This window comes from Cohnella thermotolerans DSM 17683, assembly GCF_000429825.1.
GTDB classification, from domain to species: Bacteria; Bacillota; Bacilli; order Paenibacillales; family Paenibacillaceae; genus Cohnella; species Cohnella thermotolerans.
The window spans coordinates 23,422-42,140 of record NZ_AUCP01000039.1 but is presented as its reverse complement, the minus strand read 5'-3'; the positions used below and the strand labels follow the sequence as shown (position 1 = coordinate 42,140).

Sequence of the window (18,719 nt, the reverse complement as noted above, 5' to 3'; positions counted from 1 at the left end):
CTTGACACGAGAAGAACTGAAGCGTGCAATGGTTCTAGACAAATGGATCAGTGGGCATCTAACGGAAACCGATGTTGCTTCTGCTTTGGGAATCTCCGTCCGTCAAGCGTATCGGCTGAAAGCCAAATACGTCCATGGAGGTGCACAAGTGTTGGCCCATCAGAATCGGGGGCGAAAACCGATTCACACGCTGTCGGACGAACTCAAGCAGCGGGTGGCGGATTTGTACCGCGGACCGTATCACGGCAGCAACGCTGTCCATTACGCCGAACTGTTGCAGGAACGGGAAAACATTAAGCTTAGCGTTTCTTCCGTCCGTCGTATCCTCATCGAACATGGTCTAAAGCTGCCACGCACCAGACGGTCTTTCGTCAAAACTCACCGGCCTCGAACTCGGAAGCCACAAGCCGGCATGCTCTGGCAAATCGATTCCTCCCCTTTTGCGTGGTTGGAGGATCGAGGTCCGTCGTTGACCTTGCATGGGATCATCGACGATGCAACAGGTGAGGTGCTGGGTGCTGTGTTTCGTCCAACCGAAACGTTTGAAGGCTATGCCTTGGCGATGATGCAGGCTCTGCGCAGCAGAGGCGTTCCGATGGCTTTGTATAGCGACCGCCATACGATCTTCCGTTCCCCTCAAGAAGCTTTGACGCTGGAACAGGAATTGGCGGGAGAAACCAAGCCCTTATCCAACTTCGGGAAGGCTGTGGCCGATCTGGGGATCACCCACATCAAGGCCTTATCACCCCAAGCCAAGGGAAGGATTGAGCGGCTATGGCAAACCTTCCAGGATCGTCTGGTGATCGAACTGCGCTTGTTAGGCGTCTGCTCCGAACAGGAAGCCAATCGGGTTCTACCATCCTTGCTAAAGAAGCACAACCGTCGCTTTGCCGTCAAACCGCAGCAAGTCGAGTCTGCTTATCGCCCGCTTCCCAACGAACTAAAGCTTGAACATGTATTTACACGCCGCGAAATACGCAAAATGGGAGGCGGACAAACCTTTTCTTGGAACGGTAAATGCTACACTCCAACACCTGTAAAGGGCTTGCCATTATGGGAACCCAAGGCTGTAATCGAAGTTCGGGAAACGATGCAAGGCGAGGTGCTGATTTGGCATAACAATCGGGCTTGGATTTGCACGGAAACCACTCGCCAAGCGAAACCCGTCGCAAATGTCGCAAATAAAAAGAGCGAGCCTGCGACGCCACGCAAGCCCGCTGCGGATCATCCCTGGAGAAAGGGATTCACCAATACGCGCTTTCAGCGTAGCATAGCTCGTTAGAGCAACGCAAGTGGCAGATGGGGTTTACCGACGACGATGGAGGCCCGCTGTAAACCCATCTTCTTCAACCACTAACCATGACATTTTCACAGAACATTTAACCTGACATTTTCATTGACGCTTGACACAAAGGCGGCAAGCAAGCCCAAAGAAGCGTCTTCCGCCTCCGGTATGATTTTCCTGAAGCTGGGCAACCTATTCGCGATTATTTCCAGGCGGGAAGGAGACGAACCCCGTGCTCGACCAAATCAAGCAACAGCTTGGCGATCCGGCCGATCTGCTGGCCAAGACGCTGGACAACGGCTATACGAAAATGGAATTCTGCTTCTTTCCGAGCATGTGCGACATTAATCAGGTGAAAGACGCCATCATGGTCCCGTTCTCCTACCGGTTCGATCCCGACGAATTCCGGCGCATGCTGAAGAGCAGCCCCGGCTTCGTGCGCGCGGACAATCCCGACGAATGGGTCGCCATGCTGCTCAAAGGCTGCACGCTGATTCAATACGAAGGCGCCGTCTACGCCATGGAAGCGATTCGCAAAATGGAGACGAAGCCCGGCAATACGGAAGTGGAGGCTTCTCTGCAAGGGCCGCAGTCGTCGTTCACCGAAGATTTGGACATGAACATGAATTTGATCCGCCTCCGCTACAATTTGCCTACGCTGGCGGTGGAGAAAATGGAAAAAGGGGACGTCTCCAAAACCCGGTTTATGATTCTGTACGACCGCGACAAAGTGGACCGCAAACCGCTCGACGAGCTGCACAAACGGCTGGAGACGATTCAGATGAAGCTGCTGCAGGCGGCCGGCCAGCTCGGGATGTACCTCGGCAATTCCCGGTTCAGCCTGTTCCCCGTCACGATCCAGACGGAGCGTCCGGACCGGGTGGCCCAATTTCTCGAGCGGGGCAAAATCGCCATCATGGTCGACGGCAGCCGATTCGCCATCGCCCTGCCCGTCCGGTTCTTCGACTTCATGCATGCGATGGACGACGATTACGAGCCGTTCTGGATGGGGCGAGTCATCATCCTGTTCCGCTATATCGGCATGCTGCTGTCCATGACGCTGCCTTCGCTCTACATTGCCGTCTCTTCCTACAATCCGGAGTTTTTCCGGGTACAGCTCGCCTTCTCCATCGACGGAAGCAGGGCGGCCGTGCCGTATCCCGCTTTCATCGAAGTGTTTATCATGCTCTTTATGATCGAGGCGCTGATCGAGGCCAGCATCCGGTTGCCCCGGTTCGTCGGTTCCACCGCCGCGACCGTCGGCGGTCTTATTCTCGGCCAGGCCGCCCAGCAGGCGGGGCTCGTCAGCAGCATCATGATCATCGTGACGTCGGTCGTCGCGATCTCGAACTTCGTCATTCCGAACAGCTCGTTCAGCTATTCGATTCGGGCTTTGAAATACTTGTTCGTCGTCGTCTCCATCTTTTACGGCATGATCGGGGTCATCGTAACGATGTTTCTCGTCATCGTTTATTTGTGCCATTTGCGCAGCTTCGGCCAGCCTTACCTGGCGCTCTTTATGCCGAGCGAAAAGGAACACCAGTCGCACAAAAAATCGGGGTGATGGTTTCTGAACCGCTACTTTTACTATCATTTCATTTACGTCGGGTTTATGAACATCATGCTGTTCGTTCCCCACATCCTGGTGAAAGACCGCTTCGACGGTGCCGTCATGAGCCTGCTCGTCGCCATCGCTTGCGGATCCGTCGTCTCGATGGTCACGATATGGTGCTATCAGCAGTTTCCGGAAATGGGCCTGCCTGAAATTTTGCATCGGTATTTTCCCGCGTGGATCGCCATCCCGCTTATCGTCCTGGCCGGCGTTGCCTGGTCGACCGCCGGGATTCTCGTCGTCTACAGCTTTACGCGGACGATGGGCATTTTCTTCAACCCCGAGACGAACGAATTCTACTTTCTGTTCATCGTCGTCTTCGCCTGCGTATTGGCCGGTTCCCGATCTTCCCGATCCGTTCAGTTCACCCTGGAAATTCTTTTTTTAATCATCGCTCCATTGGGACTGTTCATTCTGTTCAAGGCGGTGACCGATGATCAGGTTAGCTGGGACGCCATGCGGGTGGTGGCGGGCTACGTGTGGAAAGCGCCGACGTTGAAATCGGTAGCCGCGGCCTCGTTCCTCTTCAGCGGCTACCTCAACATTCAGCTCTTCAACCGGATGAATCCGTCCGGCTACAAGCTGAAGTATCGATGGAGCATCCCGCTTCTCGGGGCGTTCTTCGCCTTCTTCACCTTCTTCATCCCGATCGGCTTCCACGGAACGATGGCGGTCGAGCATTACGTGTTCCTCTGGAGCGTTACCGCGGATTCCATGGTCATGAAGTACGGGTTCGTCCAGCGGGTGCTGTTTACGTTCCTCATCCTCTTTGCGGTGCTGTCGCTCATGTTCGTCATGAACGCGTTCCACTGCTCGATGGAGTTTTTCAAATCGTGTTCGCCAAACTACAAGCCCAAACCGGAGGAAATGCCCGTACCGAGAAGCAACTGGATTCTCTGCTCCGTCTTCGGGGCGCTGTCCTTCTTGTATTCTCTGTGGGCCAACGAGCAGAGAAACACATGGGCGACGGAATGGTGGCTCGTCTCCCGATTTTTTGTGGAACTGTTCGCGATGTTCGTGATGCTGTTCGTCGTGTTGCGCGCCAGAAAAAAATCGAACGTCCGGGGCGCGAAAGGGGGCTCCGCCCATTATGGCAAATGAAGGAGGTGTCCGGCATGAGGCGAGCGTTCCTCGTCTTCCTGCTCTGTTCGCTGCTGTCAGGCTGCGGCATAAAGGATATCGACAAACGCTTTTACGTCGTCACGACGGGAGTCGACTGGAGCGGCAACCCGGAGAAGCCTTACCGGATATCGGTTAGGCTGGCCATTACGTCGGCGAAAGTCGAGAGCGGATCGTCCCAAACCCAGATTCAGACGATCGACGCCCCTTCGATCGCCGAGGGCGTGCGCCACTTGAAGTCGTTCGTGGACAAGGAGCTGGAGTTCGGCCACTGCCGCGTGTTCATTTTAGGCAAGACGCTTCTGGATCGAGGCGATCCCGAAGCGATGACCTGGTTCGTCCGCCGCCGCGACATTCAGATGGTCTCTTTCTTCGGCGTTGGCGATCCGGACGCCTTGTCGGTGTTGAAAGTAAAGCCGGTATCGGAGCGGTACCCCGGCAACGCGTTGTTCCTCACCTTCGGCAACGAAGGCTCCGAATCGCCCTACACGGTAACGACCTATTTGTTCGACCTGTTTCGGCGCCATTTCGAGCGGGGGCTCGATCCGGTTCTTCCCGTCGTCAAAAGCAAAGATCAAACTTACGAAATCGACCGTTTGCTTCTGATGGACAAAAAAAAGGCGCGTCTCATCCTGAATCCGGAAGAGACGCTGTTGTTCAATATGACGGCCAACCAAACGCCGAAGTCCGAGCTCAAGATGCCTTACGGAGAAAGGCGGATCGTGTTGACCGTCAACCATACGCAGACGAAGATGAACATCAGCCGGGACGAAATTCCCAAGATCACCCTGAACGTCATGGTGTCCGGCCTGTTGGAGGAGAGCCCCAGCGAAGTGCTGGAGAAGGATTGGCAAGGCATCGAACGGAAGCTGGCCCAACAATTCTCCAACGAGGTCGAGGACTTGCTCTACAAAATCCGCGACACCGGCGTCGATCCGTACGGCTTCGGTCTCCATTATATGTCCACTTATTTCGGCGGCGACAAAGCATACAAGCATTGGCAGTCCGTCTATCCGCAAGTCCGGTTTAAAGTCGTCACCCGAGTCAAAATAACGGGACCGGGAGTCATTCGTTAGCGGGACAGCGCGTTGATCGCCACGGGACGGTCGACGGGCTCGGTGTAGGAGCGGTTGTCGGAATCGGTAAACTCGTCGCTGCCGTTCAGCGTAATGAGGGCCTTCGGCTCGCCCGCCGTCTCGGTCAGCGTCAGGACGACGGCCTCCATCGTCTCCGCCGGCACGGTCATCTCCGGCTCCCAGCCCGGATCCTTAAGAGACACGCTGACCGTGCCGTCCGATTCGGACAGCTTGTCGACCGTCACATCCGAGGTCAGCACGGGCTGAAGCTTCCGGTCGTCCAGCGGACCTTTGATCAGCTCCTCCAGAGCGGCGCGGTTGCGGTCCGGGGTACGCGTGATCAGGCGGGTGACGGGTACGAAGTAGCCTTCTCCCTGCTCGGAACGGGCCGAGAAGTACAGCGTCACCGCCATCGACCGGCTCGCGTTCGTGCCGGCCGCTTGCTCCAGGTTGATGCCGATGTCCCGCGACAGCGTCTCGGCCAGCGGCAGCCCGGAAGCGGGAAGCTGGCGCAGAGGCTGACCGTCGACGGTAATCTTCACGTTCCGGATGCCGGGCAATTCGGTCATCGTCCAGACGATCGCTTCGACCGCCTTGCGTTCCTGCTTCGGGGGAATTTGCGGGAACGGTGAAGCGAAGTCGACCGTCGCAACGCCGCTCGACGCATCGGCGTGCACGGAATTGATTTTCGTGCCTTCCGGCAGCAGCGGAGAGAAGCCGGGCGGCAGTTGATCGGCCGGCAGCTTGCCTTGAATGAGCCAGGCGGCGGCGGTGTTCTCCGGCGATTGGGTAGTGTCGCCGCTCAGCCCCAGCGTCATCGGGGCGACGTAGCCGTTGCGGTCCAGCAAATAGACGGTCAACTCGTCCTTGCCCGCGGCAACGGTCACGCGCGAATCCGGCTTCTCCGCTTGGGCCGGCGTCTCCGCAGCTTGAAGCATCGTCTGTTCGACTTCCGCCGGCGGCGGATCGATAGCCTCCTTGCTCTGGACGCCTGCGCCCGAATTCGCGCAGCCTGCGGCCAGAGGCAGCAGCAAGACGGCGGCCAGCAGCTTCCGAACGTTTTTACGGCCTGCTAATTTCATGCCAATTCCTCCCGTATAGAGAAACGCCGTTTCCCGGCCTTCCCGATTGTAGTAATATGTATACTAGCCCCCAGGGGAATGTATGAACGGTTTGTCCCGCTGCGCGCGGAACGGCCGCAATCCGATCCGAAAGAGGTGTCGCCGTTGCCCGAACAGAACGAGTATCGGCTCAATAGCAAAGAAGTGGCCCGAGCCACGGAAGAATGGATGGCGAAAAGAGGCGTAACCAAAGGCCAGATCGGCCAGTTGGTCATGCTGCTCCAAAAGGACTTCTTCCCCGAGCTCACGCTGGACGAATGCATCGCCAACGTGGATTCCGTCCTCTCCAAACGCGAAGTGCAAAACGCTGTTCTGACCGGCATTCAATTGGATATATTGGCGGAAGAGAAGAAGCTGCTGCCCCCGCTGCAAAACATGATCGCCTTCGACGAAGGCCTTTACGGATGCGACGAAGTGCTTGCGCTGAGCATCGTCAATGTATACGGAAGCATCGGATTTACGAACTTCGGGTACATCGACAAGTTCAAGCCGGGCGTGCTGAAGAAGCTCAACGAGAAAAACGGCAAGGACGTTCACACGTTCCTCGACGACATCGTCGGAGCGATCGCCGCCGCGGCGTCCAGCCGCATCGCGCACCGCAAGCAGGCGGAACGCGAAGCGCAGGAAGAAGCGCTGGCGGCGCAGACGAAGCAAGACGCGCCCTAAGAGGCGCGCCGCTGTTCCGATCGATCTTTCGCCAAGCGATTCGCCGAAGACTTTGCGCTTGGGCAGCATTCGCTGCTATTCAGCCAAGCGGCGGCGCGGCCGTCGTTTGGCCCCTTCTCTCCTCCTACCCGGACAACCCGGCCCCCGACGCCCTCCTCTTCCTCCCGCTTCTGCCGATCCGGAAGCCGAAGGCCGCCGCGAGCAACTGCTGGAACAGCATGCCGCTGATGACCGGCAGAGATACCGCAGGCGGAAAATATTGAATCGCGAGAACTGCGCCCGCGCTCAAGTTGCGCATCCCCGAATTGAATTGAACGGCGACGGAATCTTCCCGGTTCCAGCGGAACAAGGCCGATACGCCCCATCCGATCAAGTAGCCCGTTACGGCCGTTCCCAGCGTCACGACGATAATCTTCGCCATATGGCCGTCGGCATGCCGAAGATCGGCGGAAATGGTGGAGCCGTTGACGGCCACGACCGCGAACAGTCCGATCTTGACGAGCGGGGCGAGCGGCGGGCTCCAGGCCGAGGCAACCTTGCCCTTCGTCCATTGGTTCAGAAGCATGCCGATGACGGAAGGGACGACGATCATCCACAGCAGCCCCTTCATCATGTCCCATGCTTCAATGCGAACGGTAGCTCCCATCAGAGCGTACAGACTCCCCGGGACGACCAGGGGGGACAGCAGGGTATCGATCAGAATGAGTGCAAGCGTCAGCGCGAGGTTCCCGCCATAAATCGTCACCCAGACGACGCTCACGACGCCGGTCGGAATGACGAACAGCAGCACGTAGCCTGTAATCGTATACGGATCGTCGGGGAAAAACAGCCGTCCGGCCGCCCACCCGATACAAGGCATAACAACGTGCAGAATAACGAAAATCCAAATCAGCTTCTGCGGCCTTAGCAGCACGCGGACCATCTCGCGGAAGCTGGACTTCAGACTGCCGACGAAGGTCATGACGGCAAATATCCACGGCACGAGCCATTCCAGCGGCGTCAGCCGCGAACCGCATAGCACCCCGACGCCGATCGCAGCCGGAGTGATGAGCGGCATGATTTTCTCAAGCGCGGCGTTTATTTTCGCCAACGCGGACAGCGCATTCATCGTTACACACGCCTCTTCCCGCTTAAGCTGCTTCGGAAATGCAGAAAATCGGTTGCCAGGTATCCGATGTCAGGCGCCGCAAATTACCGCAGCCTTCGAAAACCGCACGACGTCCCGCCCTTCCGGTCCCGGCCCGATCCATCGCTTGGCGGCGCCGCTTAGCTCGAGACGGACCAGATGCGCGATCGTCTCCGCCATCGCAAACCGCAGATTGTGCGGGTTGCCGCGCAATCTCGCGCCGAAGAGGCGCTCGCACAGCTCGAACGCCGTCAGCGCCCCCGCTTCTTCGATCAGCTCGAGCATCCGGAGCAGCCTCCGGTCGTGATGCTCCAGCAGCGCTGCCGCCCTCCCGGCCAAATCCGCGAACGGATCGCGGTGTCCGGGATACGCGAACACGCCGCCCAGCGGCAGCATGGCCCGCAGACTCGATAAATACGAGCCGAGCGGGTCCGGATCGGAATCCGGCATCCAGCCGATATTCGGCGTTATGTCGGGAAGCACCTGATCGCCGCACAGCGCGACGCCGCGTGCCGGATCGTAGAAGGCGATGTGGCTAGGCGCGTGCCCTTCACCGCCGATCAGCTCCCATTCGGCGCCGGCCATCCGGAATGTCTCGCCCGGCGGGGGCAGCGGCCGAACGTCCGCCGGGTGGGGCAGCACCTGCCCGAATACGCCGCTTATATGGCCGCGCAGCCCCTCGATGAGCGGCTCCGGCAATCCGTGATCGCGGAACGCCTCCACCAGCGCCTCGGAGAACAGCGGCGAGCGCCTCTCCTCTTCTCCCCACATTCGCATCGCGTAATGCCGCGCCGTCTCCGACATATAGACCGGCGCTCCCGTTCGCTCCTGCAGCCATCCCGAGAGACCGTAATGATCGGGATGATGATGGGTCAGCACGATCGCGCAAACGTCCCGCCAGCCGATGCCGAGCTCCGGCAACCGCGCCTCCCAGAACGCTTCCGTAACCGGAGAGCGAAGGCCCGGATCGATCAGCGTCCAACCCGATTCTCCCGGAAGCAAATAAGCGTTGACCCATCGGAGCGCGAACGGCAAAGGCACCCGCGCCTGGATCCATCCGTTGTCGTGACGGGTAATCGGAGCGAATTCTCGCATTTCCGTTCATCCCCCCTATCTCGTTCGGAGACGCTTCGCCTTCCCCAAACGTGTCCTGTCGCGGCTAGGCCGCAAAAAAATAGGCGCTTGTCTGCGCGTCAAGTTCCCCTTCAGTATAGCGTTTTTCCTCGAATGTGGCCAATCACCGATGGATAGATGTCCTCATATGATGGAGTATTCTCGCACGCCCCCGGGAAGGAAGCCTAAGAGGCCTGCACCAAAGAACTCGACACGGTGGAAGGAGATCGAAGCATGTCCACCCCGAAAATCGACGTCCAGGTCATCAGCTCCGGATATTTGCCCGAAGACGTCCTCATGCTGGGGGAATCCGTGATCAAGCAAGCCAAAATCCCGGTCCAGCAGCAGCTCGTTCTTCAATTCGGCTCATTCAGGCAGCACGTCTCGGTCGCGTCGGTCTCCCGTTACGAAGGCATGCGCGTCAACCAGACGCTGGCCCGCAAGATGGGGCTGCTGTCCGGCGCGCCCCTTCGGCTGCAGTACCGTTCGGCTTCGCGCACGATCGCCCTCGGCCCGCTGATCGGGGTTCTCGTCAGCCGGGACGATCCCGATCAGCCCGACAAGCCGTTCGGGGGCATCACGATGTTCTGCCGGGAATTGGCGGAAACTTGCCGCAATCAGGGCGCCTACGTGTATTTTTTTACGCCTTCGGCCATTCACTCCGATCTGAAAAACGTCGAAGGCTGGGTCTACCAGGCCGGGGGCTGGCGACGGACGACAATGCCGGCTCCCGACGTCGTCAACAACCGCCTGACGTCGCGCAAGCTGGAGAACCGTCCGATCGTGCAGCAGTTCATCGCGGAAATCAAGCGCAAGTACGGAGCGGCCGTGTTCAACGAGAAGTTTCTCGACAAATCCGAAGTGTTCGAAGCGCTCGGCCGGGATGCATCCCTGCAGCGATATTTGCCGGAATCGCATTCCTTGCGGAACTACACGATGCTCAAGAGCATGTGCTCGCGTTATCCCGTCGTGTTCCTCAAGCCGGTCCGGGGCTCGCTGGGCAAAGGAATCATCCGGCTGTCCAGGCTGGGAGCGGAAGGCTGGCAGGCTTCGTTCACGACGGTCAGCGGAACCCGCAAACAGACGTACCCGAACTTGCTCAAGTTCTTCTCCGCCATCTCCGGCAAGATGAAGACGGTCCGCTACCTGATCCAGCAAGGTTTGAACTTGATCGATTCCTCGGGCCGGCCCATCGACTTCCGGGCTCTGACGCAGAAGAACGGCTCCGGGAAGTGGATCGTCACCTCGATCGTCGGACGCACCGCGGGCAGCCAGCATTACGTCTCCAACCTGGCCCGCGGCGGCACGCTCGCGACGGTTCGGGATTCGGTGGCGAAGTCCAATTTGCCGGCCATGTTCCGAGGGGACGCCTCCGCCCGGCTCAACCGGGCGGCTCTCGAAATCGCGCGAGGGGTCGACGCGCAAATCCCGGCTCACTTCGGGGAGCTCGGCATCGATATGGCGATGGATACCGGCGGGAGAATTTGGCTGTTGGAAGTGAACTCGAAGCCTTCCAAAAACGACAATACCCCATTAAACGAAGGGAAAGTCCGCCCCTCGGTGCGGATGATGATTCAATATGCCCGTTTTGTGTCCGGATTCTAAACCGTCGTCCGCCGTTCTTGCCGCCTTCTCATCAAGACGGGCGGACCGCGAACCGCCCGAACGCTTGCAGGCGCTCGGCATCGTCGTGTGCGAGCGCGAGACGTCGCCTCCCTTCGCCGAAGCTTCGTTCATCCGCCGCCTGATCGGCGCCGGCCGAAGGTACGGCCTGGACGTCTTCGCCTTCTCGCCCGCCACGTGGAGCGAGGAGCGGGGAACCGTCCGCGCCTGGAAATGGCGATCCGGCTGGTGCCGGGAGGAACGGCCGGTCCCCTCGGTCGCCTACGACCGGGCCTGGCCCGAAAATGCCGCGCAGCGCAGACGCTACCGCTTGGGACTCGGCTGCATGGTGCAAAGCCGGGGACTGAGGCTGTTGAACGGAAGCCTCCCGGGGAAAGCCGAGGTGCATCGCGCCTTGTCCCGCTGCCCGGAGCTCGGCCGCTGGCTGCCGCCGACCGCCGTCTACCGGGGGGAAGCCTCGTTGATCGACTGGCTCGACCGCCAAGGAGGGGCCGCGTTCCTCAAGCCCTCGAACGGCTCGCAAGGCCGAAGAGTCCTTTCGATTTCCCGGGAAAACCCCGGCTCAGGTCTGGTGAGCATAGGCGGCCGGACCGCCGCCAACCGGCCTTTCCGGCTGGCGGGCGTGCGGGAGGCGGAAGCGATTCGGCGCATTCATCGCTGGATCGGCGAACGCCCTTACGTGATGCAGCCGTTGCTTGAACTGCAAGCGAAGGACGGGACGCCGTTCGACCTGCGCGTGCTGATGCAGCGCAACGGCCGCGGCCGCTGGACGACGGCGGGCATCGCCGCGCGCTGCGGAGCGTCAGGCTCCGTCACCGCCAATCTGCACGGCGGCGGCAGCCCCCGCCGTGCCGAAGCTTATCTGGAGGAGCAGTTCGGAAAGCGGCGCGCGCCGGAGCTGATCGATAGCCTTCGGGAAGCGGCCTTTGACATCGTCTTTCGGCTTGAGGAATCGTACGGGAAATTCGCGGAGCTCGGTCTCGATTTCGGAGTCGACCGGTCGGGACGCATCTGGTTTCTGGAAGCAAATGCCAAACCCGGGCGCGCCTCCATGGCGTGCGCCGGCGGTGCTGCGGCTGCAGAAGCCGCCGAGCGGCCGCTCGCTTACGCCCGATATATCCTGCTTCGAACACCTGGGAGGGTATTTCATGAGTTTGACTCTATGTAACGTCCACTTCACCCAGCAGCCGGAGAGAATTGTCTGGTTTTCCAGCCCCCTTGCGAAGCTCCTGAAGCTGAACGGACGCAAATCGATCAACGTCAAGCTCGGCCGGGATACCGTACCGGCCACGGTTCGCACGATCAACCGCAAAGGCCATCACGTATTCCTGTCGGCGGGACTCCGCCGCTCGGTCCGCGTCCCCAAGGCCGGCAACGTATATATCGCAGGCGCCGACAGCGAGGAGGTGCAGCTCGGACCGCTCATCGGCATCCTGACGGACAGCGACGTCCGATCGTCCGAAGCCCCGTTCGGGCCGCGCACCTCCTTCATTAAGCAGTTGCTTCAGCTCGGCCAGAAAAAAGCGTATTTCTTCGCCTTCACTCCCCGGGACATCAACTGGCAGCAGGAGACGGTGCACGGCTGGTTTCTCGACGGCGGCGGCGGTTGGGTCCGCAAGGTCGTGCCGCTGCCGGACGTCGTTTACAACCGGCTGCCGAGCCGGAGAGCCGAGACGGGCGTCGCCATTACGACCTTGCGCGACCGGTTCGTGAAGAAGAAGATTCCGTTCTTCAACTGGAGCTTCTTCAACAAATCGGACGTCTACACGCTGCTCGACAAGGACCCCGAAGCGCTGAGCCATTTGCCGGAATCGATCAACAACCCCGCGCCCGAGAAAATCAAGGAGATGCTCGAGAAGCACCAGTTCCTCTATTACAAACCGACGGGCGGCAGCCTCGGCAACGGCATTTACCGGCTGACGTACCATCCGCGCCGGGGGTATTTCGCCAGGTACCGGCGCAACGGCTCGAACGTGCTGCTCCGTTTCGCCAATTTCGGCAGCCTGATGAGGATGCTTCGGGCCCGGCACGGCAGCAGCCTCGGCCATTACGTGGTGCAGCAAGGCATCCGGCTGATCGATATCGACAATTGCCCGATCGACTTTCGCTTCCATATGCACAAGGACGGCAACAACAACTGGGTCGTCGCCGGCATCGGCGCCAAAAAAGCCGGACGGGGCAGCGTGACTACGCACATTAAAAACGGCGGCTCGCTCATGACGCCGGAGCAGGCGCTGAGCCGGGCGTTCGGAGAACGCTCGCAGGAAATTTTGCAGGAGGCGAAGCAGGTTGCGATCCGGCTGTCGGAGGCGATCGAGCGCAATTACGCCCATACGCTCGGCGAGCTCGGCCTCGACATCGGCATCGACCGCGACGCCAACGTCTGGATGTTCGAGGCGAATGCGAAGCCCGGAAGATCGATTTTCAAGCATCCCGCTTTGAAAGCGCAAGGGCGCGCCTCGCTCGAGTACATCCTTGACCATTGCCTCTATCTGAGCAAGTTCCGCAGAAAGGAAGAGACGTCATGATGCCGGGCATCGAGCAAGCCTTGAACCCGGATATGACCGACGTTGCTTCGAACGACAAACCGGTCGTCGCGATTCTGACCATCGACGACGACCTCCAATATTTCCGGGGCAATCGGCTGAATTTCGCCGACCTGCTCATCACGGGCGAACAGTTGGGCTTCATCGCGTACGTCCTGACCGTCAAACATTTGAAGCTCAACCGTTCGCGCCTTCTCGGATACACGTACCGGGCCAAAAGCGGGAGCTGGGTGAAAGGGTATTTTCCCCGGCCGGACATCGTCTACAATCGCATTCCCCAGCGCGAGGACGAGAGGCTGCCGCGGGTGCGGAAGAAGCTGATCTCCCTCGCCCGGCAGCCGGACATCCAGCTGTTCAACCGGCGCTTCTTCAACAAATGGTCGCTTTTCAAATGGCTCAACGAATCGAATACGACGCGATCTTACATTCCGGAGACGAGCCGGCTGACGGACTCGGCCGTGCTGGCCGGCCTGCTGAAGCGCCATTCGCTTATTTACCTGAAGCCCGTTCGCGGGAAAGCGGGTGTCGGGATCATGTCGGTGAGGGTGCAGCCCGAGAGGAATTTGCCCTACCGCCTGCAAATCCAGGAAGAGAAGGGCAGCCGCACGTACCGCTGCTCGACGTTGAGCAGACTGTGGGAGCGGGTATCGAAGCAATTGAAGGCCGCCGACGAGCCCTATATCGCCCAGCAAGGAATCTCTCTCGCTTCGGTGAACAGCCGCCCGTTCGACCTGCGCGCGCTCATTCAGAAGAACAGTTCCGGGCAGTGGGAAGTGACCGGCATCGGCGCCCGGGTCGCGGGCGACTCGAGCATTACGACGCATGTGCCCCGCGGCGGATACATCGAAGAACCGGAGAAACTGCTCGTCTTCGTGTTCGGTCAGGACAAAGCGCAGAAGGTGATGTCGAAGGTGCGGAGCACCGCGTTGGTGCTGGCCCGCCAAATCGAACGGTCGGCGAAAAGCCGAATGGGCGAAATGTCGATGGATTTGGGCGTGGATGCCACGGGACACATTTGGTTCTTCGAAGCCAACTCCAAGCCGATGAAATTCGACGAACCGCATATTCGCAAAAAGTCGCTGGAGCAAATATTCCATTACAGCGAATATTTGCATCAGAAGTCGCGGCAGCAAAAAGGGGGTTGACCCGATGAACGTCCGATTGATGTCTTCGGAGGAGTGGGAACGCAAGCGGTTCTCGCTGCTTCGTTTTATACGCAGTCACGGCGAACGCCGCATTACCCAGGCGGGCTGGCTGCGGCTCGTCGCCCTGGCCGCGGCGGAGCTGGAGCGCCCCGGAACGGCAGTGGCCGTCGCGCACACGGCGGGCGGCCAGCCGGCCGGCATCGCTTTCGCCGCCGGCTACGGCGACGACGCGTGCTTCGTCGTCGTCCACCCGGCGCTGCGCGGCCGGGGCATCTGCCGCAGCCTGCTCTCCCGCCTCGCGGACGAGTGGGGGCGGCTGACGTGCCGCGTCGCCGCCGACAACACCGCCAGTCTCGCCGCGTGCTTCGCGGCGGGGCTGGTTGCCGTCGGCCTCGAGAGCGGGCCTACGGGCAAAGCGACGCTGCGCCTCGTGCGGCAGCCGCGAACCGCCGGCGCCGCCGAAGGCCGCGAAGCCGCGTCGGGAGACGTACTCGCCGGCCTGGCGTCGCCGCTGCGGAGGTGAACCGGGTGGCGCAACCCGTACTCGGCATTTTAACGCTCTACTTGAACGACAACAAAGCGTTGGAAGAGAAAAGCGTCTATGCGAAAATGACCGCGGCCGGCGCCAAAATGGGACTGAGCGTGGTCGTCTTCACGCCGGAAGACGTGGAAGAGAGCAGCGGGCGCGTGAACGCGCTGATCTATCGCGCCGATTCACGCACTTGGAAGCGCAGGCTGATCCGAATGCCGGGCCTGATCTACGACCGCTGCCGCATTCAGCGCAGCAAGCGCTTCGAGAAGCTGCTCGCGTTCCGCAAAAAATACGCCCATCTGGCGTTTCTGAACCGTCCGCTTCGCAACAAGTGGACCGTATACCGCACGCTGGCCAAGGTGAACGCGTTCCGCAACCATCTCCCCGCCACCCGTCTCTACGCCTCCCCAAGCGACGTGACGGCCATGCTCGGCAAACATTCGCTGCTTTATCTGAAGCCGATTAACGGAACCGGAGGGCGCGGCATCCTGCGGATCGAGAAGCGCAAAAACGGGACGCTTCTGCTGCAGGGACGGAACCACGACCGCCGGATCGTCGAGCCCCGGATCGTCACGCGGACCCAGCTCTCCGAGGCGATCCGGACGTGGGTGATGCGAGGCGACCGCTATATCGTCCAGCAAGGGCTCCATATTCGGCTGCCGAGCGGGCGGGTGCACGATTACCGCATGCTCGTGCAGAAGAACGGCGCCGGCGAATGGGAGGTGACCGGCTGCGCGGGGCGCGTCGGTCCGCCGCGCAGCATTACGTCCAACTTGCACGGCGGCGGAACGGCCGCTTCGATGAACGCCCTGCTCAAGCAATGGGTCGGCAGCGAAGCCAAGATCGCCCAGATTCGCCAGACGGCGGAGGGGCTCGGTCTCTCCGTCGCCCGCTACCTGGAGTCGGCGTTCGATACGCTATGCGAGCTGGCCCTGGATCTTGCGATCGACCGCAACGGCCGCGTGTGGCTGCTGGAGGTGAATCCGAAGCCGGCCCGCGAGGTGTTCATTCAGGCCGGAGAACGCGACGTGTACAACCGGGCGATTACGCGGCCGCTGGAATACGCGCTCTGGCTGTACCGCCGCAAGCGGGACGGAAGCGGGTTCGCCGATCATCGGTCCCGCACGCCCGAACCGGCCATCGTCGGTACGAATTCGTCCTCGCTGCTGCAGGAGCATCGGGGAGCGGCGGCTCCCCCGTCCGCACGGGAAGAGAACGGCGCCTGAACGTCAGAAGAGGCTGCAAGAGCGAAAATGCCGAAGGAGTGCCTTAAGATCGGCCCCTTAATTTGCCAAAAAAGGCGACGCAGGGATAAGCTCCCTAGCGTCGCCAGCCATTTCTTCATGTTCAGCCGAATTGTCCAACAGCCTCCGCTAGTCCCGCTAGCCGAGCCGTTCGACCAGCTCCGCCAGCTCGGCGAAGCGGCCGATCACCGCGTCGGCGCCGTCCAGCTCGCCTTCGCGCCGGAAGCCCGCGTAGTCGCAGCCGACGACGAACAAGCCGTTGCCTTTGCCCGCTTCCACGTCGGACGAGCGGTCGCCGACCATCCAGGCCGAGCGGATCCCGTGCTTCCCGAGCAGAATCCGCACGAGCTCGACCTTGGTCGCGGTGCCGTATTCTCCCGCGCTGTAGAAAGCTTCGAACAAATCTGCGATCCCTCTCAGCCGGGGCACTTCCTTCACGTAATCTTCCAGGCCGTTGCTCGCGACGAAGAGCCGGATACCCTTCTCCCGGAGCTTGCGCAGCGTCTCGGGAACGTCCGGGTACAGCTCGCCGCGGCCCGCTTCCAGCTCCTCGAGCTCGTAGCGCAGCAGCAGCTCGTTCGCCCGCGCATGAGCCTCCGGCGAGCCGTCCGGCATGACGCGCTGCCAGATGTGCTCGAGCAGCATGCCGAGCGAGCCGAGCAGCCTCTCCACGGGCGGCTCCTCCGCTGTGTAGAGGCCTTCCTTCCGCAGCGTCTCGAACACCCGGCGATGGACCGTCTCCAGCAGCGTCTCGGTTTTGAACAGCGTTCCGTCCAGATCGAACAGCATCGCTTCCGGCAAGAAAGAGTTTCTCATAGCCAGCTCCTTGAAGTTATTTTCTCCCATCATAACGAATTCCCGAATCGCGAAGCAACCCTCGGCCGACAACTTACGTCAATCTTTGGGACGATTCTATCATTTGTGCTACAATGGACTCTCAGAATCGCAAAGCATTAGCAAGTCGAGGTGAAGCAGTAATCTATGAGTACTCCGATTCCCCAAATGAAGGCGCCGTCCGGTTCCGTAGAGCCGCTCGCGCGCCGAACGTCCAAGCCGTCCTTTCTTCCCTTCGTCCTGCTGTGGATCGTCCTGATCGGCGCCGGCGTCGCAGGCTCCGTCTGGTACACCGGCCATCTCAAGCAGCAGATAGAGTCCGAACTGGAGAAGCAGACCGCGCGCCAGATCGAGGCGGTTCAAGCCGATTATACGAAGCAGTTGGAAGAGTTGAAGCAAAACTATCAAGACGAAATGACGAAGCTGCAGTCCAAAGTCGAAGCTTTGAACGAGCTGCTCACGTTCAACAAAGACAATGCGAGCGACAAAACCGACAACAGCAACAAGCTGTATACGCAGATCAGCGAGCTTAAGAAGCAGCTCGACGAGTTGAAGAAGAACCTGGACGTGTTAAAATGACGACGGCTCCCAACACCGTCCAGCGGATGAACCGGACCGTACTGCTCGCATGCGCTCCGTTCATCGGCCTGATGATTTGGGTGCTCGGCGCGAACTTCTCGCTAACGATTTCCGAAGACGCCGGGCCGAGCCGGATGCCGGCCGCCGTCCCGCTCCTCGCTTCCGTCGCCGAGCCCGTCGAGGCCGGACTGGATCAGGCCACGACGACGGCCAAGGAAATATCGGTATCGATCAAAAAAGTGTCCGAGCTTTACGCCAAAACGAACGCGACGATGAGCGCGATCATGACGACGGCCAAAGCGCAGGTAAACCGGCCCGGCCTTATCTACGACCGCCGCATTACAGGCCGGCTCGGATCCCCGACGGACTCCGTCCAATCCGACAAGATTCGAGCTCAGCTATTCACCATTCGGGCGCAAAATTTCAGCGGCTATGCGCTCAAGGTCAAACTCAAAAGCGCGAGCGCGATGACGATGGCGCTCGGCCGCGACAAGCTGGGCGGGTCCGAGACGACGCTCGCGGCCGTCCGCCGGACGGGAGCCGTCGCCGGCGTCAACGCGGGCGGGTTCGCCGATTCGCGCGGGAAGCGGTATCCGCTCAGCACGACGGTCGTCGGCGGCAAATACGTCACGGGCTTTGAAGCCAGCTACAACGACCTGTTTTTCGTCGGGCTGAACGAGAATCTGGAGCTGATCGGCGGCAAATTCTCCAGCCAGGCTCAGCTCGACAAGCTGAAGCCGAAATTCGGCGCCTCGTTCGTGCCCATGCTGCGCAAGAACGGCGTCAACTTGCCGATCCCGTCCAAATGGCAGACCGATCCCTACCGGGCGCCGCGCACGGTCGTCGCCAACTACAAGGACGACCAACTGCTCTTCCTCGTCATCGACGGCCGGAACGAGAACGGCAGCTCCGGGGCGACGCTGGAGGAAGTGCAAATGCTCCTCACCCGCTTCGGGGCCATCGACGCGTACAATCTCGACGGCGGCGGATCGTCCAGCCTGGTGTTCAAGGGCCGAATCGTCAACCATCCCTCGGACGGACAGCTTAGGCCGCTCGCCACGAACTTTTTGTTTTTCCAATAATCGAATGCCTTCCTAC

General features: G+C 60.3%; 17 protein-coding genes. 13 read left to right on the top strand and 4 right to left on the bottom strand.

Going from position 1 to position 18,719, the window contains the following annotated elements; translation table 11 throughout:
• Position 1: 1 nt before the first annotated feature.
• From G485_RS0107515 to G485_RS0107500, 4 genes are all read left to right on the top strand, one after another.
• Complete coding sequence (locus G485_RS0107515) at positions 2-1,282, top strand: ISNCY family transposase (protein WP_027092061.1); 1,281 nt, start codon at positions 2-4, stop codon at positions 1,280-1,282.
• Positions 1,283-1,517: 235 nt separating this feature from the next.
• Complete coding sequence (locus G485_RS0107510; RefSeq protein WP_027092060.1) at positions 1,518-2,849, top strand: spore germination protein; 1,332 nt, start codon at positions 1,518-1,520, stop codon at positions 2,847-2,849.
• Positions 2,850-2,897: 48 nt separating this feature from the next.
• Positions 2,898-3,998 carry a hypothetical protein gene (locus G485_RS30365; RefSeq protein ID WP_027092059.1) on the top strand — a complete coding sequence of 367 codons (1,101 nt, stop codon included), beginning with the start codon at positions 2,898-2,900 and terminating at the stop codon, positions 3,996-3,998.
• 14 nt (positions 3,999-4,012) lie between these two features.
• Positions 4,013-5,092 carry a Ger(x)C family spore germination protein gene (locus G485_RS0107500; protein ID WP_027092058.1) on the top strand — a complete coding sequence of 360 codons (1,080 nt, stop codon included), beginning with the start codon at positions 4,013-4,015 and terminating at the stop codon, positions 5,090-5,092.
• On the opposite strand, the gene G485_RS0107495 is transcribed toward G485_RS0107500, so the two are convergent.
• Positions 5,089-6,174, bottom strand: coding sequence for a GerMN domain-containing protein (locus G485_RS0107495; RefSeq protein WP_027092057.1), 1,086 nt, complete (start codon positions 6,172-6,174; stop codon positions 5,089-5,091). The genes G485_RS0107500 and G485_RS0107495 overlap by 4 nt on opposite strands.
• A gap of 207 nt (positions 6,175-6,381) precedes the next feature.
• On the opposite strand from G485_RS0107495, the gene G485_RS0107490 reads away from it, so the two are divergent.
• Positions 6,382-6,879: a phosphatidylglycerophosphatase A family protein gene (locus G485_RS0107490; protein WP_240489093.1), complete on the top strand. Its 498-nt coding sequence runs from the start codon at positions 6,382-6,384 to the stop codon at positions 6,877-6,879.
• A gap of 124 nt (positions 6,880-7,003) precedes the next feature.
• Here G485_RS0107490 and G485_RS25525 read toward each other — a convergent pair whose 3' ends face one another.
• Complete coding sequence (locus G485_RS25525; protein WP_205620125.1) at positions 7,004-7,987, bottom strand: bile acid:sodium symporter family protein; 984 nt, start codon at positions 7,985-7,987, stop codon at positions 7,004-7,006.
• 69 nt (positions 7,988-8,056) lie between these two features.
• A complete protein-coding gene (locus G485_RS0107480; protein WP_027092055.1) occupies positions 8,057-9,100 on the bottom strand; it encodes an MBL fold metallo-hydrolase in 1,044 nt (347 codons plus the stop codon).
• Between the two features lie 252 nt (positions 9,101-9,352).
• On the opposite strand from G485_RS0107480, the gene G485_RS0107475 reads away from it, so the two are divergent.
• The 6 genes from G485_RS0107475 to G485_RS25510 are packed head-to-tail and all read left to right on the top strand — an operon-like array spanning position 9,353 to position 16,190.
• The gene (locus G485_RS0107475; RefSeq protein ID WP_027092054.1) at positions 9,353-10,723 is read left to right on the top strand and encodes a YheC/YheD family endospore coat-associated protein; all 1,371 of its coding nucleotides are present in this window, start codon (positions 9,353-9,355) and stop codon (positions 10,721-10,723) included.
• A complete protein-coding gene (locus tag G485_RS25520) occupies positions 10,698-11,909 on the top strand; it encodes a YheC/YheD family endospore coat-associated protein (protein ID WP_084423185.1) in 1,212 nt (403 codons plus the stop codon). The genes G485_RS0107475 and G485_RS25520 overlap by 26 nt, the downstream gene beginning before the upstream one ends.
• Positions 11,890-13,269 (top strand): YheC/YheD family protein, encoded by a 1,380-nt coding sequence (locus G485_RS0107465; RefSeq protein WP_027092053.1) that lies wholly within the window; start codon positions 11,890-11,892, stop codon positions 13,267-13,269. The genes G485_RS25520 and G485_RS0107465 overlap by 20 nt, the downstream gene beginning before the upstream one ends.
• Positions 13,266-14,432: a YheC/YheD family endospore coat-associated protein gene (locus tag G485_RS0107460; RefSeq protein WP_420805734.1), complete on the top strand. Its 1,167-nt coding sequence runs from the start codon at positions 13,266-13,268 to the stop codon at positions 14,430-14,432. Before G485_RS0107465 ends, G485_RS0107460 begins: the two co-directional genes overlap by 4 nt.
• Before the next feature lie 4 nt (positions 14,433-14,436).
• The gene (locus tag G485_RS25515) at positions 14,437-14,955 is read left to right on the top strand and encodes a GNAT family N-acetyltransferase (protein ID WP_051318091.1); all 519 of its coding nucleotides are present in this window, start codon (positions 14,437-14,439) and stop codon (positions 14,953-14,955) included.
• A 5-nt stretch (positions 14,956-14,960) separates the two neighbouring features.
• Complete coding sequence (locus tag G485_RS25510; protein WP_169732300.1) at positions 14,961-16,190, top strand: YheC/YheD family endospore coat-associated protein; 1,230 nt, start codon at positions 14,961-14,963, stop codon at positions 16,188-16,190.
• 156 nt (positions 16,191-16,346) lie between these two features.
• On the opposite strand, the gene G485_RS0107445 is transcribed toward G485_RS25510, so the two are convergent.
• Complete coding sequence (locus G485_RS0107445; RefSeq protein WP_027092051.1) at positions 16,347-17,024, bottom strand: HAD family hydrolase; 678 nt, start codon at positions 17,022-17,024, stop codon at positions 16,347-16,349.
• 165 nt (positions 17,025-17,189) lie between these two features.
• On the opposite strand from G485_RS0107445, the gene G485_RS0107440 reads away from it, so the two are divergent.
• Positions 17,190-17,621: a flagellar basal body-associated FliL family protein gene (locus G485_RS0107440; protein WP_027092050.1), complete on the top strand. Its 432-nt coding sequence runs from the start codon at positions 17,190-17,192 to the stop codon at positions 17,619-17,621.
• Complete coding sequence (locus G485_RS0107435; protein WP_027092049.1) at positions 17,618-18,703, top strand: phosphodiester glycosidase family protein; 1,086 nt, start codon at positions 17,618-17,620, stop codon at positions 18,701-18,703. Before G485_RS0107440 ends, G485_RS0107435 begins: the two co-directional genes overlap by 4 nt.
• Positions 18,704-18,719 lie beyond the last annotated feature (16 nt).